Source organism: Roseateles sp. P5_E4 (assembly GCF_054049255.1).
The window spans coordinates 833,667-853,693 of sequence record NZ_JBFUMS010000002.1; the positions used below are offsets into that span (position 1 = coordinate 833,667).

Genomic DNA, 20,027 nt, shown 5'->3' on the forward strand with positions numbered 1-20,027 from the left:
TCATCCGATCGTCAGGACGGAGCGGGCCCCTTGGCGGCGCCCGATGATGTTCAGCAGATTGTTCAGCGCTTCCTCGCGGCCCGGCGCGGCGCCGGCCTCACCAGTGAAGCGGCTCTTGCCACCGCTGTTCAGTGTGCCGACGCCCGAAAGCTGCAGCGCGCCCTCCAGCGTGGACAGTCGCAGCGTGCTGACGCCGGGATTGGCGGTGTCGGCCGTCACGGTGAAACGGTAGCTGCCCAGTGGCGCAACCGTGGACACGCGCGAGGACAGGTTGAGCAGGTCCAGCTGCAGCTCGCCGAACTGGCGCCAGCGGCCCTGCACCGATTCGAGCCTCAGCTCGCGGGCTGACAGGCGCAGCGAGCCACCCAGCTGCAGCGTGTTCCACGGCGTGCCCAGGCCCGCCAGCAGGCCGGCGGGCAGGCGGGCCAGCCAGTCGGCCTGGTTGTCGACGCTGATCTCCATGCGGCCCAGGCCCGGCTTGACGCCCAGCAGCAGGTCGCCGTTGATGCAGCAGTCCTGGCGTGCTGCGAGCTGCAGGCCCAGGCCTTTGACGGCCATGCGCCAGTACAGCCGGCCGGGCAGGGCCGAGGCATCACGGCTGCCGATGCCGCCGGTCAGCACCAGCACGCCCGAGCCATTCCAGACGCTGCCGCGCGTGTCGACGATGAGCAGGTGGTCGTTGGTGGCCGAGGCCAGCGCGCGTGCCAGCCAGCTCGCCGGCGCAAAGACGATGAGCGCGGCGAGGATGCCGATCAGGGCGCCGCCCACGGCCCAGCGCCGGGGCGTGCGGTGGCGCACCGCACGGCCGCCATAGCTGCCGCTGCCCAGCACCGAGTCCGACATTTGCTGCGTCGTGTGGCCGCTGCGCTTCTTGAACAAGGCCATCAGGCGCCTCCCAGGCTCAGCACCAGCGTGCCGGCATAGCCCTTGGGGCCGCGCGTCAACTGAGCTTCGACGGGCCGGGCCCGCGCTGCCGAGCGCACCTCGCCCAGCCAGCCCTGCAGCAGCTCGGGTGCGACGCCGGTGAGCGTGACGACGGCGCGGTCGCCCGTCAGGTTCAGGCGGGCTGCGGCGCCCAGGTGTTCGACGGAGGCCTTCAATGCGGCCTGGGCCTGGTCGGGCGGCACCGGCGGCGCCGCGCGCAGCGCCTGGGCCTCCTGCGCCTGGGCCTGCATCTGCTGCAGTTGCAGCTCCAGCCGGTCCAGTTCGGTGGGCGCTGTCTTCAGCGTTCGCAGGGCCGGCGCGAGCAGCACGCTCCAGGCCAGCAGCAGGCCGAGCAGCAGGCCGATGGCACCCACGGCTAAGCGTTCGCGTTCGCCCAGGGCTTGCCAGTGCGCGAGCGCCTGGGCCTTGGCCTGGCCGAGTTGGGCGGAGAGGCCGTCGCCGGCGCTGGAATTGAAGCGGGCCATCAGGGGCGTCCTTGCGCGTTGGTGCGGCTGATGGTCAGCTTGCCCTCGCTGGCGTCCAGCTGCCAGCCTTCGCTGCGCAGCTGGTTGCGGAAATTGTCGATCTGGGGCTGGGCCCAGCCCTGTGCCGACACCGTGAGGCGGCCGGGCTCGAAGGCCAGCGCATCAGTTGGCGGGCGGTCGGCCGGCCAGGCCATGGCAGCGGCCGCGAGCAGGGCTTCGAGGTCCTGCTCGCCGACGCTGCCGGCGCTGGCGCGCAGCAGGTCGAGCTGCTTTTGCATCTGCACCGGCGCGTCGAGGATGGCACGCACCTGCGGGAAGGCGCCGGTCAGCGTCGTCGTGACCGCCTCGCGTCGCGCCGCCACCTCGCGATGCTGGTGCCAGGCCCACAGGTTGAGGCCCAGCAGCTGCACGATGGCCAGGCCGGCCAGGCCGTAGCGCACGGGCTGCCAGGGCTTGCGCATCAGCCCGCGGCTGAGAAGGCGCAGGGCGCGCACGCCACGAGCGCGGGGCGCAAGGTCGAACTGGCGGAAATCCCAGGCGTTGTCGACGACGGCCAGCCCCCGCTGCGTCGGCGTCTGCACGGTGACCGTCGTGCCCAGCCAGCGCTCGGCCACTGTCGCTACAGCTGGCGTGGCCGTCCACTGTGCGGCATGCACGAGGCCAGGCGGGAAGAGCTGGCGCGCCAGGCCGCCTTCCAGCGGCAGGGTGGCGACGCCGTCGACATGGCTCCAGCGCAGCGCGACGCCGGCGCCATTGGCTTCAAAGAAATGGCCGCGCGGCAATTCGTCGGGCCAGGACAGCGGTGCGACGCGATCGATGAAGATATGGGCCGCTTCGAGCTGGGCCAGATGCTCGGCCAGCCAGGGGCGCGACGTGACGGCGATCCAGGCCGTGTCGCCGCCCAGGGCGTCGGGCTCGACCGCAAAGTGCAGGGTGTCGGGCTCGTCGAGCAGGGCCTCCTCAAGCTTGCCGGCGAGGGCAGCGCGCATCTGGCGGCCGGCGCGCGGCAGTTCGACGCGGCGCCAGGCCACATCGGACTCGTTGACGACGGCGATGACGCTGTCCGCCGCCGGCAGGCCACCCGGCGCGGCACGGCCCTCGGCGGTGATCTGGCGGCCATCCGGCGTCAGTGCGTAGTCGTACTCGCGCACCGCGTTGGCGCGCGGCAGCTCGGCCGCGGCGGACGCGGCTTTGCCCAGGGCGCGCAGGCGCGTCCGTGGGGGCAGGAACAGCAGCAGGGTGCTCATTGGGAGATCAGGGGCGGCGCATTCTAGGAGGGGCGGCTGCCTTCCCGGCCCGGGCGCCAAGCCGCCGGTGAAAGTCTGTAGCCGGGTTCGAGTTCAAGGAATCACTGATCCAGCAGCTGGTTGATGCGCTCGCGGGCGAGGACGTCCATGCTCAGGTTGTTGCGAAAGATCAGCGAGCGCTGTTCGAGCTGACGCTCGTCAAGGCGCAGCCGGCCGGTGACGATGAAGTAGGACGAATCCACCGACGCCCGGTTGCCGCTGAGGTCGACAGCGGCGGGCAGGAAATTCTTGGCGTCGTCGACGTTCTGTAGCGGCTGGGCCTTGCGGCCCTGCACCAGGCGCTCGGCCGAGGCGAGGTCGACGCCCTCGAACAGCGCTGCGATGACTTCGCGCGGCGCGGTGTTCAAGTTGACCGGCGTGGGCTTGGGCAGCAGCACCACATAGGGCTGCAGGCGCTTGAGGGTGTCGGCGTCCAGGCCCAGCCAGGCGAGCTGGTCCAGGCCGGCCGGCTGCAGGGGGCCGGACTCGCTGATGGCCGCATCGCTCGCAGGCGCGCCGGGCCCGCTGGCGGCGCTGGCCGGCGCCGGGAAAGCGCTCCGCAGGCCGGTGACGATGACGGCAGCCGCGCCGGGCGCCGCGTTGACCTGGCTGCACAGCCGCTCCAGCACGCGCTGCTCCAACTCCGGCACCTTTGCACCGCCGAGCAGTGCGCGCAGGTTGTAGCGGCTCTGCGCGTCCTCGATGGTGCCGGACAGGAAGGCCTCGGGGCCGTCGTCGTCGCTGGCCGCCGTTCGGTCGGCAGCCAGGAAGGTGGACAGCCGCGCCTCGGCCAGCGGCACGGCCCAGGGCTCGCCGAGGTGGTCGATCTTCTTCCGCTGCTGGCTGTTGCCTCGGGCGTCCTCTTTCAGGATCAGACGGGCCCAGTCCAGCGCGCCCTGCAGGATCCAGGCGCTCTGCGCGCGGGCGCGGTCGGCGGCTTCGATCTGCACGGCGCGATACTGCTGCCAGACCATGCCGGCGGCGAGGCTGGCAATCAGCGTGACGATGATCATGGCCGTCAGCAAGGCGGCGCCGCTCTGACGAGTCTTCATCGAACGGTCACCTCCAGCTCGCGCGTCAGCGTGCCAGTCAGGCCGCTGCCCTCGGCGAACTGCATGGCCACGCGCAGGCCGGCGGGCGGCTGGGTCGGCGTCTTGGGGTTGACGGGGCCGGCGTTGTCGTTGCCGTTGCCGCCGGTGGACTGGCAGTTGCTCCAGGCATTGCCCCAGTAGCAATAGAACTGCCAGCCGGCCACGCCGTCGAATGCGCGCAGCGCCGGGTTGCGCTGGTCCAGTTGCTGCAGGCCGCGCTGGCGCTGGTCTTCGAGGTCCTGCACGGTACGCTGCGCCGGGCTTTCCCATCGCCATAGGCTGCCTTCGCGCAGGGTCCAGACGACGACCTGCAAACCGGTCGGCGCCTGGCGGGTCAGCACGAGGTTGCCGCCGTCGAAAGCGATGGGTTGCACGGTGCTGTGGCTGTCCTGCAAGGCGTGCAGGTCGACCTCCCACTGCGCCAGCACGGTCTGCAGCCGGGCGGTCTGGGCCAGGTGGGCCTGGGCGATCTCGCGGCTTCTCACGAGGGCGTCGATGCCGCGCCAAGCCATGGCCGCCATCGTCGCCATGACGACCAGGGCGACGAGCACCTCGACGAGGGTGAAGCCGCGCACCTTCATCAGAACTTGCCCATGATGGTGCTCAGGCTGAGCACGGGGCGGCCCTGGTCGTCGGTGACGTCGGCGTCGACGCGGCGGAACAGTGGGTTGGGCGTCGGGCTGACCCTGAGCTTGCCGCCATAGCTGCGGCCGAGCTGCTCGCAGCTGAAGGGCGATTCGCCGATGTCGGGAAACTGCTGCGTCAAGCGCAATTCGGTCAACAGGTTCTCGGCACACCATTGGCCCGCGCTGACCTGGGCCAGGCGCTCGGCGTTGTTGGTCAGCGCCCCGGCAGCCTTGATGCCGGCGCCCAGCGCAATGGCGACGATGACCAGGGCGACGAGGACCTCGATCAACGTGAAGCCGCGCTGGTCATGCACGGGATTCATTGCGGCGTGACGATGTCGAAGGCGGCCAGGCCGTCGGTGGCCAGCACGAGTTGCTGGCTGCCGAGCTGCAGGCGCAGGCGCTGGGCGGGGATCACGGGTTCGGGGCCGAGCCTCAGGCCAGGGTTGGTGGCGGTCGCGTTCTCGATCAKCACGGCCACCGGCTCGCCGAGCCAGCGCGTCGGCAGCTGGATGGTGCGGGGCAGGCCTTCGAAGCGGAAGTCGTCACCGGTCTTGATGCCCTTGGGGATCCAGCGCACGTCCAGGCCCGACGCGCGGCTCTCGGCACGCGCCGTCTCAAGCAGCGCGGCCAGGCGCTGGGCTTCGCGCTGCAGCTGCAACTCGGCGGGGTCGCGCAGGGCCAGCGTGATCGTGGCGCTGGTGATCGCGATCAGTGCGACGACGACCAGCAGCTCGATGAGCGTGAAGCCCCTGGGCTTACTGCCAGGAACCGATGTCCGCGTCACGGCCCTCGCCGCCGGCGCGGCCGTCGGCGCCAAAGCTGTAGATATCAACCTCGCCCTTCACGCCGGGATTGGCGTACTGGTAGGGGTGGCCCCAGGGGTCGTTGGGCAGCTTGTCGAGATAGGGCTTCCAGTTCGGCGGCGGGTTGCCGGCCGTGGGCTTGTGCACGAGGGCGTCCAGGCCCTGCTCCGAGCTCGGATAGCGCTGGTTGTCCAGCTTGTAGATCTTGAGCGCCTGCATCAGGTTGTTGACGTCGGTGCGGGCGGCGGTGACGCGGGCGTCTTCGGCGCGGTCCAGCACGTTGGGCACGACGAGGGCCGCGAGCACGCCGATGATGACGAGCACGACCAACAGTTCGATCAGCGTGAAGCCGCGGGCAACGGAGCCGGTGAGGGAGGAGCGACGCATGTCTGGGGGCGTGGAAGCGCTGAGCTGCGGTGAGCGGGCCATCATAATGGGCCATGCTTGCTCGAACGATGGCGTTTACGGTGTGGCTGCTGCTCGGCGGCTCGGTGGCTTACTGGAGCCTGCAACTGCTCGCACGGCCGCTGCCCATGCCGGCTTCGGTGCTGCCGGCCGGTGAGGGGCGCGGCGGCGCGGTCGACCTGAGCCGGCTGCTCGGCGTGACGGCGCCCGAGGCCGTGCCCGAGCCCGAGGTCGCGGTATCGACGCGGTTGCGCCTGCTCGGTGTCGTTGCGCCCAAGAACGCGAAGGCGGCCGAGGCCGGCGAGGGCGTCGCGCTGATCGAGGTGGACGGCGTGGCGCGCACGGTGCGCGTCGGCGCAGTGGTCGACGGCGAGTTGCGCCTGCTGCGCGTGGATGTTCGCAGCGCCAGCCTTGGCCGCATCGGCCAGGCGCCCAGCCAGGTCTTGCAGATCAGCCCGCCGGCCGCTGCAGCGACGGGCGCGCTGCCGCCGGCTGCGCCATCTCCGGTGGTGCTGGGCGGCAATCCGAATGGCAATCCCAATGCCGCGTCCAACTCACAGGGCCTGCCGCGGCGCGCCAATGTGCCGCCGCCCGTGCCGGCCACCTATGGCGCGGCGCCGGCAAACCAAGCCTCGCCGCCGACGCGCGAGGAGCAGCAGCGCTGACCTGGCGTTAGGCGCCCAGCGTCGGGACGTGGGCGCTGGGGTCGGGGCGGGCCGCGACGCGGGCTTCGGCGACCTCGTGCAGATCGGTCAGCAGAGCGGCGGCGGCGCGGATCATCGGCCAGGCCAGGGCCGCGCCGGTGCCGTCGGCGCTGTCCATGCCCAGCTCAAGCAAGGCGGAGGCATGGAACAGGGCCAGCGCTTCATCCAGGCCGCGGTGCACATGGCTGCGGCAGAACACCGCGTAGTCGGTCACCGGCGCGCAGATCAGCGACGCGAGCTTGAGGGCCGCGCAGGCGGCGATGCCGTCCACGATGATGAGGCTGCGCTTGCTGGCCGCGACGAGCATGGCGCCAACCATGACGGCGATCTCGTGGCCACCGAAGGCCGCGATGATGTCCATGGGGTCCTTGGCGTCGCGATGGCGAGCCAGGGCGCCTTGCAGCACGTCGAGCAGATGGACGAGATCGTCCTGGCGCATGGTCGGGCCAGAGACGATGAAGTCGCGCACCGGTTGGTCGGACAGCCGTGCCAGCACGAGGGCGGCGCATTCGGGCGAGCCCTGGCCCATGGAGGCGCAGGCCAGCACATTGCCGGGCAGGTTGTCGGCGATCTCCATGCCGACGCGCACGCCGGCGTGGGCCTGCTCGACGCTCATCGCATGCGCGGTGCGCGCGTTGCGCGTGCCGTGGGCGACCTTGCGCGCCAGCAGCCGGGCGTGGGGGGGCAGGTTCTCGGCGACGCCGCAGTCGACGACGGTCAGGTGCAGGCCCTGCAGCCGGGCAAAGACTGACACCGGCAACTGGGCATGCAGGGCCATCTGCACCTGGTCCCTGGTGGCGCGGCCCCATTGGGCGCCGACGCCGTCGACGACGATGCCGTGATCGGAAGCGAAAAGACCGAGCACCGGGTCGCGAAAGCGCGGCGTCAGGCTGTTCTGCACGAGCCCGAGGCGGACGGCCAGTGGTTCCAGTTCGCCGAGGCCGCCAGCGATGGCCGAGCGTCGATCGACGCGGTCACGCAGGGCTTTTTCCAGCTCGGGATTGGCGGTGGGGGAGATCAGCGACTGTTGGGCAACGGTCATGGCGCAGGCGTTGTCAGACCCCGCATTTCAACTCAACCGAGGAACAAGCGATAGACCGGATTGGAGGTTTCGTCTTCGAAGGGGTAGTTCAAGCCGTTGAGGAACTCTCGCAAAGCCGCCGCATCGCCCCTGGGAACCTGGATGCCGACAAGGATGCGGCCGTAGTCCGCACCCTGGTTGCGGTAGTGGAAAAGGCTGATGTTCCAGTCGGGGTGCATGCTGGACAGGAAGCGCATCAGCGCGCCCGGCCGTTCTGGAAAGACGAAGCGATAGAGGCGCTCGTCGCGTGCCAGTTCGCTGCGCCCACCCACCATGTGGCGGATGTGCTGCTTCGCGAGTTCGTCGTTGGTCAGGTCCAGCGTCTCGAAGCCGGCCTTGCTGAAGGTGCGGGCCAGCTTGGCAGCGTCGTCGGGCTTGGAGATGGCGATGCCGACGAAGATATGGGCGACGTCCGCGCCGGCGATGCGGTAGTTGAACTCGGTGACGCTGCGCGGGCCGAGCAACTCGCAGAAGCGCTTGAAGCTGCCGCGCGCCTCGGGGATGGTGACGGCAAACAACGCCTCGCGGTGCTCGCCGACCTCGGCCCGCTCGGCGACGAAGCGCAGGCGGTCGAAGTTCATGTTGGCGCCGCAGGTGATGGCGACCAGCGTTTCGCCCTTGGCGCCAGTCGTCGCGGCGTATTGCTTGACGGCGGCGACGCTCATCGCCCCTGAGGGCTCAAGAATGGAACGCGTGTCCTCGAAGACATCCTTGATGGCCGCGCAGACGGCGTCGGTGTCGACGACGATGTAGTCGTCAACCAGCTCGCGGGCGATGCGGAAGGTTTCCTCGCCCACCAGCTTGACGGCGGTGCCGTCGGCGAACAGGCCGACGTCGCTGAGCGTCACGCGCTTGCCTGCCTTCACCGAGCGCAGCATGGCGTCAGAGTCGGTGGTCTGCACACCGATGATCTTGATCTCCGGGCGCAGCGCCTTGACGTAGGCAGCAACGCCGGAGATGAGGCCGCCGCCGCCGATGGCGACGAAGATCGCGTCGATGGGGCCGGGATGCTGGCGCAGCAGCTCCATGGCGATGGTGCCCTGGCCGGCGATGACGTCGGGGTCGTCAAAGGGGTGGACGAAGGTCAGGCCTTGCGCGCTCTCCAGTTCCTTGGCGTGACCATAGGCGTCGGTGAAGCTCTCGCCGAACAGCACGACTTCGCCGCCGTGGCCGCGCACCGCCTCGACCTTGACCTGGGGCGTGGTCACCGGCATCACGATGACGGCGCGGCAGCCGAGCTTTTTCGCCGACAGCGCCACGCCCTGGGCGTGGTTGCCTGCCGAAGCACAGATGACGCCGGCCGCGCGTTGCTCGGCCGACAGATGCGCCATCTTGTTATAGGCGCCGCGCAGCTTGAAGCTGAAGACGTCCTGCTCGTCCTCGCGCTTGAGCCAGACCTTGTTGGACAGGCGCTTGGATAGCTTGGCGGCGGCGTGGAGATGGGTCTCGCGGGCGACTTCGTAGACCCGGGCGTTCAGGATTCGCTGCAGATAGCTGCTGCCGGGCGGCAGCATCGCGGGCACCTGAGATGACGTGCTGGACGGCGCCTTGGCGGGGGGCTGGCGTCGGCGCGAGGGGGCGCTCATCGTCTCTCCATGGTGTCTTGTTGCGGCGCCGCATGATAGGGGAGACCCTCATGCGGCGCCGCTTGCCTGCCTTCGGCGAAAAAAAACCCGAGCTTTTGCAAGCTCGGGTTGAATCCACCATGGAGGCGGTGGAGGAGACAATCGGTGCGAAAACGTTTTCGCTTGAGTGGCAGTTTAGCGCCGAGTTATGCTGCGCTGCAATATTTTTCGTGAACGAATTGGAGCTTTGACTCTAGATGACCATGGAATGCACCGTCAGTTGGCTGGGTCCTGAGGGCCCGAGTGGCATGAGCTTCGTGGCCGAGACCGGCAGCGGTCATGTGCTGAGCATGGACGGCGCGCCGGACGGTGGCGGGCGCAACCTGGCGCCGCGGCCCATGGAAACCGTGCTGGCGGGTACGGGCGGCTGCACGGCCTATGACGTGGTGCTCATCCTCAAACGCGGCCGCCATGATGTGCGTGGCTGCAAGGTGACGCTGAAGGCCGAGCGCGCCACCAGCGATCCCAAGGTCTTCACAGCCATCCACTTTCACTTCATCGTCAGCGGCAAGGGGCTGAAGCCTGAGATCGTCGAGCGCGCAGTGGCGCTGTCGCACGAGAAATACTGCTCGGCGACAGCCATGCTGGCCAAGACCTCGGCCATCAGTACCTCTTTCGAGGTCACTGAAGTTTGAGCCAGGTCTGATCAGATGTGGTGAGCCACGGTCGTCATGACCTTGGCTGCCGCGCGCATCAGCTCCGCAATGGGCGCGGGCAATGGCCGCGCGCCGGCGGCAACGGCCGCGTCGGCATGCTCGGCTTCCTCGCGCCGCATTTGGTCGACGATGGCGCGGGATGGCGCGTCGGCCTCAGGCAGGCGTTGAAGATGCGAGGCCAAGTGGGCTTCGACCTGGCGCTCCGTTTCGACGACGAATCCAAGGCTCCATTGATCGCCGGCCAGCCCAGCCAGGCTGCCCCAGGCGAAGGCACCGGCCCACCAGAGCGGCGCGAGGTGGCTGGTATGGCCATCCAGTTCGGCGATCCGGTCGGCCGTCCAGGCGAGGTGATCCAGTTCTTCCTGGGCGGCTTGTTCGAAGTGCCGCCGCAGCTGCTCGTTGCGGCTGAACAGCGCCTGTGACTGGTAAAGCGCCTGGGCGCAGATTTCACCGACGTGATTGACGCGCATCAGCGCTGCCGCGTGCTGCTGGTCTGCCGCATCCAACTCGACCGGCGACTGGGCCGCCGACGGCGACTGGCGGGTAGCGCGGGTGGGCATGAACACGGTGCGAAGCCCGGCGTCGAGTGCGCTGATGAACCGGTCCCGAAAGTCCAGATCGCGACGATGCGAATTGCTTGCTCGAGGTTGCATTCAGTTAAGCAATGTTTCGATGAAGAAATGGTGAATCTGGGGCGGCGTTGTGGATCGGCAACGACAACACATAATTTCATATCCGTGAATTCCCCAGCATCTCAAACCTGTAGTGGAATACGCGCACTTCCTCATAGGAGGTAAGTCGCTGTGGCCTGTTCGCTCGGCGACTCGGATGAATACCTAGGAGTATCGAATGAAGAAAGCTCTGATTGCCTTGGCCGTCCTCGGTCTGACCGGCGGCGCTGCCGTCGCGCAATCGTCCGTCACTCTGTTTGGCGTCATTGATGCCGACCTGAAGTACGTCAAGACCGGCGGTCTCACGGTGAAGAAGTTGGACTCCAGCGGTCTGAACACCAGCCGTTTCGGCGTGCGTGGCACCGAAGATCTGGGCGGCGGCCTGAAGGCTGGCTTCTGGCTGGAATCCCAAGTCGATACCGACACCGGTGTCGCTGGTGGCGGTAGCGCCTTCTGGGGTCGCCGCGCCACGGTTAGCCTGAGCGGCGACTTCGGTGAAGTGCGCCTCGGCCGCAACAAGACCGTCTCGCGCCTGCACGTCGAAGACTTCGACCCGACCGCATTCACCGGCCTGGGCAGCGTCAGCGTGCTGTACAGCAACCTGGGCAGCGGCAACGGCACGTCTTTCGGCCGTGCTGACAACCTCGCCTCGTACTCGCTGCCGGCCAATCTCGGCGGCTTCTACGGCGGTGTGGACGTGTCTGCCGGTGAAGGCACGAGCACCAACAAGGGCCAGTCGGTTCGTCTGGGCTACAAGCAGGGTCCCCTGCACGTGTCGGGCGCCTACGCCAGCACGTCCAACGCCGCTGACACCAGCAAGTTCAAGCTGGCCTCGGTTGGCGCGGCTTACGACTTCGGTGTGGTTCGCCCGTCGCTGTCCTACACGCAAACCAAGTACCTCGGCCGCGAGCAGAAGATCTGGACCGCGTCCGTCACGGCGCCGCTGGGTCAGGGTCAGCTGTGGGCTGGTTATACAAACGCCGAGGCCAATGGCGCCGCCGAGACGGCCGCTGCAGGCTACACCGCTATCGGCGATGCAAAGCTGTTCGCGGCTGGCTACATCTACAACCTGTCCAAGCGTACCGCGCTGTACACGACGTTCTCGCAGCTGAAGAACAGCGGCGCTGCGCGCTTCGCCGTCGGCGGCGCTCCTGCAGCGACCTCCAACGGCCTGAAGTCCACCGGCTACGACGTCGGCGTTCGTCACAGCTTCTGATGTCGAGCGGCCTCTCGGCCGCAGCGAAATCAGCCAAGCCGCCTTCGGGCGGCTTTTCTTTTGTCCCATGCGGGACAGGGGAATTGCTGTGGGAAATCAACAACAGAGCTCGCGTTATGGCAGGGCGCATCACTGAGAATCAAAAAGTTCACTTTTCTTCGCAGGAGACAACCTTGATGAAAAAAGCCACTCTGGCAGTTGCCGCTCTGGCCGCTTGCACCTCTTCCGCTTGGGCCCAGTCCACCGTGACCCTGTACGGTATCGTGGACGCTGCCGCGCGTTACACCACCAACGTCAATCCTGGAGCTGCACCAAAGCAGTTGATCCCTGGCGGCATGTCGCAAAGCCGTCTGGGCGTGAATGTCGTGGAAGACATGGGCGGCGGTCTCAAGGCTCTGGTGAACATGGAGCATCGCCTCAGTTCGGATACCGGCGCTGCCGCCTCTACTTCCGATTTCTGGCGTCAAGCCTGGGTTGGCCTGCAGTCCAGTGACCTGGGCCAGATCCGCCTCGGCCGTCAATACAACATCCTGTTCGACGTCTACACGTCGACCTTCGCATCCTTCCGCTACTCGCCGTATATCGAGGCGTACAAGCCCGAAATCGGCATGTCCATGGCCGCGCGTCAGGACAACATGGTCAAGTACCTGGCCCAGTTTGGCAGCTTCTATGCCGAAGTCCAGGTGAGCGCCGGTGAAGGTCAATCGGGCGCTGCCGCGGCTTTCCCGAACAAGACCGTCGGCGGCTTGGTTCGCTACAACGACGGTAAGTTCGGCGCGGGCGCCGCATATCTGCAGGCGACCGAGCAGACCGGCAAGAAGATCAAGGCGACCGTCCTCGGCGGCTCGTACACGAATGGCCCGCTCTACCTGCATGCGTCGTGGGGCGAGAACAAGTTCGAAAACCCCTTCACGCTGTTGAGCCTGAGCAGCCCCGCAGCTTTCGCGGCCTCGACCGCCGCCGGCGGCCCGGCCAATATCGCCCTGGCGACGCGTACAGCCTATACCGGCGGTATCTTGGGCGCGAACATCTTCAATGGCGATGCGGCTGACATCAAGAAGCGCACCATGATCATGTTCGGCGCGACCTATCAGTTGACGCCTCAGCTGAACATCGGCGCCAATGCCTGGCTGACCGAACAAACGCACTACGGCACGGTCCAGAACCTGGGCCCGTTCAGTGCGGCCTTTGCAGCGGCGCCTGGCGGTTTCTCGACGAACGCCAACACCAAGTCCAAGGCTAACTTCTTCGCCGTCGTCCTCGACTACGCGTTCTCCAAGCGCACCGACGCCTACCTGGAAATGGACTACACCAAGCTCAAGGGCGAGGTGCTGTTCCTGAACGGCGCTGGCAAGCGTGGCGGCGCGATGGTCGGTCTGCGTCACCGCTTCTGATGCCGATGCGGGGCTTCGGCCTCGCGAGGCGTCTCGACGGGCCGCGAAAGCGGCCCGTTTTCATTGGCGGCTCAGGCTCGCGGAGCTAGGGCTTTCCCGGGAAGCCCCGGCCCCCGCACTTCGCCATGATCCCGCCTTCGCGCCGCGCAAAGACGCGCTCGCTTCAAAGTCTTCATGCTGGTCTTCATCCTTCGCCGCCTTGTCCAGGCTCTCGTCGTCATGCTGACGGTCGCCTTCATCGCCTTCATGCTGTTTCAGTACGTGGGCGACCCGGTCACGAATCTGCTGGGCCAGGATGCGACCGAGGAGCAGCGCATCGCCTTGCGCAAGGATCTGGGCCTGGATCAGCCCTTTCCCGTGCAATTCGCGCGCTTCGCGGTCAACGCGGCCCAGGGCGAATTCGGCATCAGCCTGCGCCAGGGCCGCAAGGTTTCAAGCCTCATCGTCGAACGCTTCCCGGCGACGCTGGAGCTCGCTCTCGTCGCCGGCCTGATTGCGCTCGGCCTGGGCATTCCGCTGGGCGTCTATGCGGCGCTGCGCCGCGGCAAGGCAAGCGCGCAACTGCTGATGACGGGCACGCTGTTCGGTGTCAGCCTGCCCAATTTCGTCATCGGCATCGTGCTGATCTGGATCTTCGCGGTCGAACTCAAATGGCTGCCGAGCTTCGGCCGCGGCGAAGTCGTTGCCCTGGGAGCGTGGACTTCGGGCCTGCTGACGCGCGACGGCCTGCTGCACCTCGTCTTGCCGGCCTTCACGCTGTCGGCCTTCCAACTGACGCTGATCATGCGGCTCGTGCGCGCCGAGATGTTGGAAGTGCTGCGCACCGACTACATCCGCTTTGCCCGCGCTCGCGGCCTGACGGACCGCAGCGTCTATTTCGGCCATGCGCTGAAAAACACGCTGGTGCCCGTCATCACGATCACCGGCCTGCAACTCGGCTCATTGATTGCCTTTGCCATCATCACCGAGCAGGTCTTCCAGTGGCCCGGCATGGGCCTGCTCTTCATCCAGGCCGTGCAGTTCGCCGACATCCCCGTGATGGCCGCCTATCTCTGCCTGATCTCGCTGATCTTCGTCGTCATCAATCTGGGCGTTGACCTCCTCTATTTCGCCGTCGATCCGCGCCTGCGCGTTGAGGGCAAAGCACATTGACCATGGCAGTCGACGCCAATCCCAACTCCACCCCGTCGGCATCCGCGCTGCGCGGCTTCTTCGACGGCGACGTCTGGCATTCCTTTCGGAACTCGCCGGTCGCGATGCTGGCCGCCGCCATTGCGCTGGTCTGCCTTGTCTGCGCGCTGTTTGCGGAGCTTGTGGCGCCGCACAACCCTTTCGACCTGGCGACGCTGGAACTGATGGACTCGCTCAAGCCGCCGGCCTGGGTCGATGGCGGCGAAGCCAGGTACCGGCTCGGCACGGACGGCCAGGGCCGCGACATCCTGTCCGCGCTGATGTACGGCGCGCGCATCTCGCTGCTCGTCGGCATCGCCTCGGTGCTGCTGTCCATCCTGATCGGCGTCAGCCTGGGCCTGCTGGCGGGCTTCGTTGGCGGCCGCACGGACGCCTTCATCATGCGCATCTGCGATGTGATGCTGTCCTTCCCGTCCATCCTCGTCGCGCTGATGATCAGCGGCGTCGGCCGCAGCCTCTTCCCGCACGCTCCCGACATGCTGGCCTTCGTCGTCCTCGTGCTGGCGATTGCGCTGACGGGCTGGGTGCAGTACGCACGCACCGTGCGCGGCTCGACGCTGGTGGAGCGCAACAAGGAGTACGTGCAGGCCGCCCGCGTCATCGGCGTCGGCTCACTGCGCATCATGCGCCGCCATGTGCTGCCCAATGTGCTCGGGCCGGTGCTGGTGTTGGCCACCATCCAGATCGCGTCGGCCATCATTACCGAGGCGACCTTGTCCTTTCTCGGCGTCGGCGTGCCGGCGACCAGCCCGTCCCTGGGCACGCTGATCCGCAACGGCAATGACTACCTGTTCTCGGGCGAATGGTGGATCACCGCCTGGCCCAGCCTGACGCTGGTGCTGATCACGCTCAGTGTGAACCTGCTGGGCGACTGGCTGCGTGACGCGCTCAACCCTCGTCTGCGATGACTGTCCCTTTGCTTGAAGTCAGCCACCTGCGGGTGGAGTTCCCGACCCGCCGCGGCACGTTGTTGGCGCTGGACGACATCTCTTTCTCGATCGCTCCCGGTGAGATCCTTGGCGTCGTCGGCGAATCCGGCGCCGGCAAGTCGCTGACCGGTGCGGCCATCATTGGCCTGCTGGACCCGCCGGGCCGCATCGCCGCCGGCGAGATCAGGCTCGCGGGCCGGCGCATCGACAACCTGCCTTACGAGCAGATGCGCCGTATCCGCGGCAAGGAGATCGGCGCTGTCTTCCAGGATCCGCTGACGTCGCTGAATCCGCTCTACACAGTTGGCCGGCAACTCACCGAGACGATCACGACCCACCTGGATTTGAGCGCCGCCCAGGCCCGGGCCCGGGCCGTCGAACTGCTGGCGTCCACAGGCATTCCGGCGCCGGAGGCTCGGGTCGATCATTTCCCGCATCAGTTCTCGGGCGGCATGCGCCAGCGTGTTGTCATCGCGCTGGCCCTGGCAGCCAACCCCAAGCTCATCGTCGCCGACGAGCCGACGACGGCGCTGGACGTCTCAATCCAGGCGCAAATCATTGCGTTGCTGAAGAAGGTCTGCCGCGAGCAGGGCGCGGCCGTCATGCTGGTCACCCACGACATGGGTGTCATCGCCGAAACCTGCGACCGCGTCGCCGTCATGTACGCCGGCCGCATCGCCGAGATCGGCCCGGTGGCCGACGTCATCCACCACCCGGCCCACCCCTATACCGTCGGGCTGATGGGGTCCATCCCGGCGATGGACGAGGATCGCGAACGCCTGCTGCAGATCGATGGCTCGATGCCGCGTCTCACTGCAATCCCGCCGGGATGCGCCTTCAACCCGCGCTGCCCTCGCGTTGTCGAGCGTTGCCGCGTCGAGCGGCCCGAACTGGTCCAGGTTGGCGCGACGAGCGCGGCCTGCTGGCGGCCCGTGACCCAGGAGGCATCGCAATGAGCGCTCTTCTCGTGGAGGTGCGGGACCTCGCCAAGATCTTCGACGTGTCGCCGCCCTGGCTGAACCGCGTCGTCGAGCGCAAGCCCAAGGCCTTTGTGCATGCGGTGGACGGTGTCTCCTTCAGCATCGAGCGCGGCAAGACGCTGGCTCTCGTCGGCGAGAGTGGCTGCGGCAAGAGCACGGTCGCACGCCTGCTGGTTGGGCTGTACGCGACGACGCGCGGCGCGGTCAGCTTCGACGGCGAGGACATCGCCAAGACGCTAGCCGGTGCCGGTGCCCTGAAGCTGCGCCGGCGCATGCAGATGATCTTCCAGGATCCTTATGCGTCCCTGAACCCGCGCTGGAAGGTGCTGGATATCGTCGCCGAGCCGCTGCGCGAGCACGGCCTGATCCCGGGCGACGCGGAGGCCAGGCAGCGCGTCGGTGAGCTGCTCAGCTCGGTTGGCTTGAATCCGGCCGATGCGGAGAAATTCCCGCACCAGTTCTCCGGTGGCCAGCGTCAGCGCATCTCCATCGCCCGTGCGCTCGCGACGCAACCCGAATTCCTTGTTTGCGATGAGCCGACTTCTGCGCTGGACGTGTCTGTGCAGGCTCAGGTCCTCAACATCATGAAGGATCTTCAGCGCGAACGCGGCCTGACCTACCTCTTCATCTCGCACAACCTGGCTGTGGTTCGCCATGTGGCCGACCAGGTCGGCGTCATGTACCTCGGCCGCCTGGTCGAAGTGGCCGACAAGGCCGAGCTGTTCGCGCGGCCGCGCCATCCCTACACGCGCATGCTGCTGGACGCGATTCCCGACATCCACATGACTGGCCGCGCCCGCACGCCGGTGCAGGGCGAGGTGCCCAACCCGCTGAATCCGCCGAGCGGCTGCAGTTTCCACCCACGCTGCCCGCTGGCCAATGTGCGCTGCAAGGCCGAGCGGCCGGCGCTGCTGGAGATCAAGGGCGTGCGCGTGGCCTGCCACGCGGTGGAAGAAGGCCGGGACTAGCGCGCAGGGCCAGACGCCGGAGCAGAGGCCGCGCCGGCCGGCTTGGGCAGGGTCAGCGGCCCCTTCTGCCCACAACCCATGAGGGCGGTAAGGGTGATCAGCAGGACACCTAAACTGGCGGCAGTCTTCTTCATCCGCCCAGTTTATGCCCCTGTCCGACGCCGATTACCACGCCAAGGCCCACGCCCTGCTCGCTCGCATCGAGGAGCAGATCGATGCCTGGCTTGAGGCCGACGTGGTGGACATCGACACCCATCGCACCGGTGGCCTGCTGGAGCTGAGCATGCCCGGAGGCAGCAAGATCGTGCTGAACACCCAGCCCCCGCTGCAGGAGATCTGGCTTGCGGCGCGCTCGGGCGGCTATCACTTCAAGTGGGACGGCTCGCAATGGGTGGACCGCGAAGACCAGGAATTCCTCGCGCGCCTGTCGCGCTGCGCAAGCGAGCAGGCAGGCCAGGCGCTGGCGTTCAGCACCTGAGCCGCTATCTCTTGAAGAGGTCCAGGATGGACTTCTTCTCGTCCTCGGTCGCCGCGCCAGGTACCGCCGCGGGTTCGCTGGACAGTTCACGCACGCCGTTGCCGGTTGTGTATTCCTCGTAGAACCACTCGCCATTGACGTTGACGATGCCTTCCGGCGGCGTGATTTCGTCGACGGGCTTGTTCTTCAGCGCAAAGCCCATGTACTCGATCCAGACCGGCAGGCTCAAGCCTCCGCCCGTCTCGCGGTCGCCGAGCTTGCGCGGCTGGTCATAGCCAATCCAGACGATGGCGACGAGATCCTTCTGGTAGCCGGCGAACCAGGCATCCATCGAATCATTGGTCGTGCCGGTCTTGCCATAGATGTCGGGACGCTTCAGCGTCGCCTGGGCGCGGGCTGCGGTGCCGCTGCGCGTGACCTCCTGCAGCAGGCTGCTCATCAGGAAGGCGTTGCGTGGCTCGATGGCGCGGGTGTCGTCGGTCAGCGTGACGGGCAGGGCTTCGTAGAGCAACCGGCCCTTGTTGTCGGTGATCCTGGCGATGAGCTGCGGGCTGACGCGATAGCCGCCGTTGGCGAATACCGCATAGCCCTGGGCCATCTGCATGGGCGTCACCGAGCCGGCGCCCAGGGCCATGGTCAGATAGGCAGGGTGCTTCTCGGCCTCGAAGCCGAAGCGCGTGATCCAGTCCTGCGCGTAGCGCACGCCGATGGAGTGCAGCACGCGAATGGAGACCATGTTCTTGGATTTGGCCAGCGCCGTGCGCAGCGGCATCGGGCCTTCGAACTTGCCGTCGTAGTTCTTGGGCTCCCAGGGCTGGCTGCCGGTCGTGCCGGCGTCGAAGAACAGCGGCGCATCGTTGACGATGGTGGCCGGCGTGAAGCCCTTCTCCAGCGCCGCCGAGTAGATGAAGGGCTTGAAGCTCGAACCCGGTTGACGCCAGGCCTGGGTCACATGGTTGAACTTGTTCTTGTTGTAGTCGAAGCCGCCGACCATGGCGTGCACCTGGCCGGTCTTCGGGTCCAGGGACACGAAGGCGCCCTCGACCTCGGGCAGTTGGGTGACGGTCCACTCGCCGCCGTCCTTCTGCTTGGCGCCCTTGACGACGCGGATGACGGCGCCTCGGCGGATGCGGGTCTTGGGATTGCCCTTGTCGGACAGGCCGGAGGTGGCAGGCTTGAGACCTTCGCCGATGATGGCGATCACGTCGCCGCTTTGCAGCACCGCCGTCACCTTCTTGGGATCGGCCTCTAGCACGACGGCGGCAAGCAGCTCGTCATTGGCAGGGTGGTCGGCCAGCACCAGCGCGATGCGCGCGTCCAGTTCCTTGGCGTCGCTCGGCAGATCGGCATAGGCCTCGGGGCCGCGGTAGACCTGGCGCTTCTCGTAGTCGAGGATGCCACGGCGCAGCGCGCGGTAGGCCGTGTTCTGCTCGGCGCTGTTCAGCGTCAGATAGACGTTCAGCCCCCGCGAATAGGCTTCGTCGCCATACTGGCTGAAGATCAGCTGGCGCGCCGCCTCGGCGACGAACTCGGCATGCGATACCGACTCCTGCACCGGGCGGATGCGCAGCTTCTCGGCCTTGGCCTCATCACGCTGCTCCTCGGTGATGTAGCCCGTCTCATACATCCGCTCGATGATGTATTGCTGGCGGATGTTGGCGCGGCGCGGGTTGTTGATGGGGTTGTAGGCCGACGGCGCCTTGGGCAGGCCGGCCAGCATCGCAGCCTCGGCGATGCTGAGCTTGTCCAACGTCTTGCCGAAGTAGATCTCGCTGGCTGCTGCGAAGCCATGCGCGCGGTGGCCCAGGAAGATCTGGTTCATGTAGATCTCGAGGATCTTTTCCTTGGACAGCGCCGACTCGATCTTCAGCGCCAGCAGAATCTCGTAGATCTTGCGCGTGAAGGTCTTTTCCGTGGAAAGGTAGAAGTTGCGCGCCACCTGCATCGTGATGGTCGATGCGCCCTGGCTGCGCGACTCGCCCACATTGGCCAGGCCCGCGCGGATGATGCCCAGGTAGTCGACGCCGCCATGCTGATAGAAGCGTGCGTCCTCGATAGCCAGCACGGCCTCCTGCATGACCTTGGGAATCTCGCGGATTGGCAGGTAGTTGCGGCGCTCCTCGCCAAACTCGCCCAGCAGCACACCGTCAGTGGACAGCACGCGCATGGGCAGCTTGGGTCGATAGTCCGTCAGACCACTGATGTCGGGCAGGTTGGGATAGGCCAGGGCCAGACCCAAGGCCAGCAGCAGGCACACGGCCGCGATGCCGCCTGCCACGACGCCCAGAGCCCACAAGGCCCAGCGACCGAGGCGGGAGCTCAGGCCGGAGAGGGGACGGGAGGTGGGTGTGCCGGCGGGCGAAGGACTGGGTGCAGCAGAGCGGGGCTTGTCGATCATGAGCCGGCAGGGCGCACCCGCGGGCGCGTTGGGAGGAGGCGGCGGATTATAGGAAGCGCCGCCTCGGCATCCTTGTATACCCGCGCACGCATCAAACCGTGTGCCAAACGACC

The 20,027-nt window shown here is 67.2% G+C and carries 23 protein-coding genes; 10 read left to right on the forward strand and 13 right to left on the reverse strand.

The features are described 5' to 3' along the window. From gspN to gspG, 8 genes are all read right to left on the reverse strand, one after another. Positions 1 to 885 carry a type II secretion system protein N gene (gspN, locus tag ACXJLH_RS06470; RefSeq protein WP_457443036.1) on the reverse strand — a complete coding sequence of 295 codons (885 nt, stop codon included), beginning with the start codon at positions 883 to 885 and terminating at the stop codon, positions 1 to 3. Next, positions 885 to 1,409, reverse strand: a complete 525-nt coding sequence (gene gspM / locus ACXJLH_RS06475; protein WP_056203222.1) for a type II secretion system protein GspM — start codon at positions 1,407 to 1,409, stop codon at positions 885 to 887. Before gspM ends, gspN begins: the two co-directional genes overlap by 1 nt. Beyond that, on the reverse strand, positions 1,409 to 2,656 hold the full coding sequence (gene gspL / locus ACXJLH_RS06480; RefSeq protein ID WP_056203225.1) for a type II secretion system protein GspL: 1,248 nt from the start codon (positions 2,654 to 2,656) through the stop codon (positions 1,409 to 1,411). Before gspL ends, gspM begins: the two co-directional genes overlap by 1 nt. A 101-nt stretch (positions 2,657 to 2,757) precedes the next feature. Further along, on the reverse strand, positions 2,758 to 3,747 hold the full coding sequence (gene gspK, locus ACXJLH_RS06485) for a type II secretion system minor pseudopilin GspK (protein WP_056203228.1): 990 nt from the start codon (positions 3,745 to 3,747) through the stop codon (positions 2,758 to 2,760). Further along, positions 3,744 to 4,367 carry a PulJ/GspJ family protein gene (locus ACXJLH_RS06490; RefSeq protein ID WP_056203230.1) on the reverse strand — a complete coding sequence of 208 codons (624 nt, stop codon included), beginning with the start codon at positions 4,365 to 4,367 and terminating at the stop codon, positions 3,744 to 3,746. Before ACXJLH_RS06490 ends, gspK begins: the two co-directional genes overlap by 4 nt. Beyond that, entirely contained in the window at positions 4,367 to 4,735 is a 369-nt protein-coding gene (gspI, locus tag ACXJLH_RS06495; protein ID WP_056203235.1) for a type II secretion system minor pseudopilin GspI, read from the reverse strand. Before gspI ends, ACXJLH_RS06490 begins: the two co-directional genes overlap by 1 nt. Continuing rightward, complete coding sequence (locus ACXJLH_RS06500) at positions 4,732 to 5,199, reverse strand: pilus assembly FimT family protein (protein WP_457443038.1); 468 nt, start codon at positions 5,197 to 5,199, stop codon at positions 4,732 to 4,734. The genes gspI and ACXJLH_RS06500 overlap by 4 nt, the downstream gene beginning before the upstream one ends. Next, positions 5,171 to 5,605 carry a type II secretion system major pseudopilin GspG gene (gene gspG / locus ACXJLH_RS06505; RefSeq protein WP_457322910.1) on the reverse strand — a complete coding sequence of 145 codons (435 nt, stop codon included), beginning with the start codon at positions 5,603 to 5,605 and terminating at the stop codon, positions 5,171 to 5,173. Before gspG ends, ACXJLH_RS06500 begins: the two co-directional genes overlap by 29 nt. Positions 5,606 to 5,658: 53 nt before the next feature. On the opposite strand from gspG, the gene ACXJLH_RS06510 reads away from it, so the two are divergent. Further along, complete coding sequence (locus ACXJLH_RS06510) at positions 5,659 to 6,288, forward strand: hypothetical protein (protein WP_457443041.1); 630 nt, start codon at positions 5,659 to 5,661, stop codon at positions 6,286 to 6,288. A gap of 7 nt (positions 6,289 to 6,295) precedes the next feature. On the opposite strand, the gene ACXJLH_RS06515 is transcribed toward ACXJLH_RS06510, so the two are convergent. Both ACXJLH_RS06515 and ilvA read right to left on the reverse strand, forming a co-directional pair. Further along, on the reverse strand, positions 6,296 to 7,369 hold the full coding sequence (locus ACXJLH_RS06515; RefSeq protein WP_056203250.1) for a nicotinate-nucleotide--dimethylbenzimidazole phosphoribosyltransferase: 1,074 nt from the start codon (positions 7,367 to 7,369) through the stop codon (positions 6,296 to 6,298). A 32-nt stretch (positions 7,370 to 7,401) separates the two neighbouring features. Further along, entirely contained in the window at positions 7,402 to 8,922 is a 1,521-nt protein-coding gene (gene ilvA, locus ACXJLH_RS06520; RefSeq protein WP_157282065.1) for a threonine ammonia-lyase, biosynthetic, read from the reverse strand. Between the two features lie 122 nt (positions 8,923 to 9,044). Between ilvA and ACXJLH_RS06525 the strand changes: the two genes are divergently transcribed. Together ACXJLH_RS06525 and ACXJLH_RS06530 are read left to right on the forward strand one after the other, a co-directional pair. Next, positions 9,045 to 9,224 carry a hypothetical protein gene (locus ACXJLH_RS06525; RefSeq protein WP_457326441.1) on the forward strand — a complete coding sequence of 60 codons (180 nt, stop codon included), beginning with the start codon at positions 9,045 to 9,047 and terminating at the stop codon, positions 9,222 to 9,224. A gap of 12 nt (positions 9,225 to 9,236) precedes the next feature. Further along, positions 9,237 to 9,668 (forward strand): OsmC family protein, encoded by a 432-nt coding sequence (locus tag ACXJLH_RS06530; protein ID WP_056203625.1) that lies wholly within the window; start codon positions 9,237 to 9,239, stop codon positions 9,666 to 9,668. A gap of 11 nt (positions 9,669 to 9,679) precedes the next feature. On the opposite strand, the gene coq7 is transcribed toward ACXJLH_RS06530, so the two are convergent. Next, positions 9,680 to 10,342, reverse strand: coding sequence for a 2-polyprenyl-3-methyl-6-methoxy-1,4-benzoquinone monooxygenase (gene coq7 / locus ACXJLH_RS06535; protein WP_457443043.1), 663 nt, complete (start codon positions 10,340 to 10,342; stop codon positions 9,680 to 9,682). 196 nt (positions 10,343 to 10,538) lie between these two features. On the opposite strand from coq7, the gene ACXJLH_RS06540 reads away from it, so the two are divergent. From ACXJLH_RS06540 to ACXJLH_RS06565, 6 genes are all read left to right on the forward strand, one after another. Next, a complete protein-coding gene (locus ACXJLH_RS06540) occupies positions 10,539 to 11,576 on the forward strand; it encodes a porin (RefSeq protein WP_457443045.1) in 1,038 nt (345 codons plus the stop codon). 176 nt (positions 11,577 to 11,752) lie between these two features. Then, on the forward strand, positions 11,753 to 12,970 hold the full coding sequence (locus tag ACXJLH_RS06545; protein ID WP_457350408.1) for a porin: 1,218 nt from the start codon (positions 11,753 to 11,755) through the stop codon (positions 12,968 to 12,970). 174 nt (positions 12,971 to 13,144) lie between these two features. Then, positions 13,145 to 14,122 carry an ABC transporter permease gene (locus ACXJLH_RS06550; protein ID WP_056203270.1) on the forward strand — a complete coding sequence of 326 codons (978 nt, stop codon included), beginning with the start codon at positions 13,145 to 13,147 and terminating at the stop codon, positions 14,120 to 14,122. Positions 14,123 to 14,124: 2 nt separating this feature from the next. Beyond that, positions 14,125 to 15,069: an ABC transporter permease gene (locus tag ACXJLH_RS06555; protein ID WP_056203273.1), complete on the forward strand. Its 945-nt coding sequence runs from the start codon at positions 14,125 to 14,127 to the stop codon at positions 15,067 to 15,069. Further along, positions 15,066 to 16,046, forward strand: coding sequence for an ABC transporter ATP-binding protein (locus ACXJLH_RS06560; RefSeq protein WP_457443047.1), 981 nt, complete (start codon positions 15,066 to 15,068; stop codon positions 16,044 to 16,046). The genes ACXJLH_RS06555 and ACXJLH_RS06560 overlap by 4 nt, the downstream gene beginning before the upstream one ends. Then, the gene (locus ACXJLH_RS06565; protein ID WP_457443049.1) at positions 16,043 to 17,038 is read left to right on the forward strand and encodes an ABC transporter ATP-binding protein; all 996 of its coding nucleotides are present in this window, start codon (positions 16,043 to 16,045) and stop codon (positions 17,036 to 17,038) included. The genes ACXJLH_RS06560 and ACXJLH_RS06565 overlap by 4 nt, the downstream gene beginning before the upstream one ends. On the opposite strand, the gene lptM is transcribed toward ACXJLH_RS06565, so the two are convergent. After that, on the reverse strand, positions 17,035 to 17,172 hold the full coding sequence (gene lptM, locus ACXJLH_RS06570) for an LPS translocon maturation chaperone LptM (RefSeq protein WP_082532972.1): 138 nt from the start codon (positions 17,170 to 17,172) through the stop codon (positions 17,035 to 17,037). The two genes, ACXJLH_RS06565 and lptM, sit on opposite strands and share 4 nt — an antisense overlap. An 11-nt stretch (positions 17,173 to 17,183) precedes the next feature. Here lptM and cyaY point away from each other — a divergent pair, with 11 nt between their 5' ends. Further along, on the forward strand, positions 17,184 to 17,516 hold the full coding sequence (cyaY, locus tag ACXJLH_RS06575) for an iron donor protein CyaY (protein WP_082532973.1): 333 nt from the start codon (positions 17,184 to 17,186) through the stop codon (positions 17,514 to 17,516). 4 nt (positions 17,517 to 17,520) lie between these two features. Here the strand turns inward: cyaY and ACXJLH_RS06580 are convergent, their stop codons facing one another. Beyond that, positions 17,521 to 19,914, reverse strand: coding sequence for a penicillin-binding protein 1A (locus ACXJLH_RS06580; RefSeq protein WP_082532974.1), 2,394 nt, complete (start codon positions 19,912 to 19,914; stop codon positions 17,521 to 17,523). Positions 19,915 to 20,027: the final 113 nt, after the last annotated feature.

Bases quoted from the DNA above. Each gene is read 5' to 3' on its own strand.
- gspN (WP_457443036.1), bottom strand. From the start codon at position 885: ATGGCCTTGTTCAAGAAGCGCAGCGGCCACACGACGCAGCAAATGTCG.
- gspM (WP_056203222.1), bottom strand. From the start codon at position 1,409: ATGGCCCGCTTCAATTCCAGCGCCGGCGACGGCCTCTCCGCCCAACTC.
- gspL (WP_056203225.1), bottom strand. From the start codon at position 2,656: ATGAGCACCCTGCTGCTGTTCCTGCCCCCACGGACGCGCCTGCGCGCC.
- gspK (WP_056203228.1), bottom strand. From the start codon at position 3,747: ATGAAGACTCGTCAGAGCGGCGCCGCCTTGCTGACGGCCATGATCATC.
- ACXJLH_RS06490 (WP_056203230.1), bottom strand. From the start codon at position 4,367: ATGAAGGTGCGCGGCTTCACCCTCGTCGAGGTGCTCGTCGCCCTGGTC.
- gspI (WP_056203235.1), bottom strand. From the start codon at position 4,735: ATGAATCCCGTGCATGACCAGCGCGGCTTCACGTTGATCGAGGTCCTC.
- gspG (WP_457322910.1), bottom strand. From the start codon at position 5,605: ATGCGTCGCTCCTCCCTCACCGGCTCCGTTGCCCGCGGCTTCACGCTG.
- ACXJLH_RS06510 (WP_457443041.1), top strand. From the start codon at position 5,659: ATGCTTGCTCGAACGATGGCGTTTACGGTGTGGCTGCTGCTCGGCGGC.
- ACXJLH_RS06515 (WP_056203250.1), bottom strand. From the start codon at position 7,369: ATGACCGTTGCCCAACAGTCGCTGATCTCCCCCACCGCCAATCCCGAG.
- ilvA (WP_157282065.1), bottom strand. From the start codon at position 8,922: ATGCTGCCGCCCGGCAGCAGCTATCTGCAGCGAATCCTGAACGCCCGG.
- ACXJLH_RS06525 (WP_457326441.1), top strand. From the start codon at position 9,045: ATGCGGCGCCGCTTGCCTGCCTTCGGCGAAAAAAAACCCGAGCTTTTG.
- ACXJLH_RS06530 (WP_056203625.1), top strand. From the start codon at position 9,237: ATGGAATGCACCGTCAGTTGGCTGGGTCCTGAGGGCCCGAGTGGCATG.
- coq7 (WP_457443043.1), bottom strand. From the start codon at position 10,342: ATGCAACCTCGAGCAAGCAATTCGCATCGTCGCGATCTGGACTTTCGG.
- ACXJLH_RS06540 (WP_457443045.1), top strand. From the start codon at position 10,539: ATGAAGAAAGCTCTGATTGCCTTGGCCGTCCTCGGTCTGACCGGCGGC.
- ACXJLH_RS06545 (WP_457350408.1), top strand. From the start codon at position 11,753: ATGAAAAAAGCCACTCTGGCAGTTGCCGCTCTGGCCGCTTGCACCTCT.
- ACXJLH_RS06550 (WP_056203270.1), top strand. From the start codon at position 13,145: ATGCTGGTCTTCATCCTTCGCCGCCTTGTCCAGGCTCTCGTCGTCATG.
- ACXJLH_RS06555 (WP_056203273.1), top strand. From the start codon at position 14,125: ATGGCAGTCGACGCCAATCCCAACTCCACCCCGTCGGCATCCGCGCTG.
- ACXJLH_RS06560 (WP_457443047.1), top strand. From the start codon at position 15,066: ATGACTGTCCCTTTGCTTGAAGTCAGCCACCTGCGGGTGGAGTTCCCG.
- ACXJLH_RS06565 (WP_457443049.1), top strand. From the start codon at position 16,043: ATGAGCGCTCTTCTCGTGGAGGTGCGGGACCTCGCCAAGATCTTCGAC.
- lptM (WP_082532972.1), bottom strand. From the start codon at position 17,172: ATGAAGAAGACTGCCGCCAGTTTAGGTGTCCTGCTGATCACCCTTACC.
- cyaY (WP_082532973.1), top strand. From the start codon at position 17,184: ATGCCCCTGTCCGACGCCGATTACCACGCCAAGGCCCACGCCCTGCTC.
- ACXJLH_RS06580 (WP_082532974.1), bottom strand. From the start codon at position 19,914: ATGATCGACAAGCCCCGCTCTGCTGCACCCAGTCCTTCGCCCGCCGGC.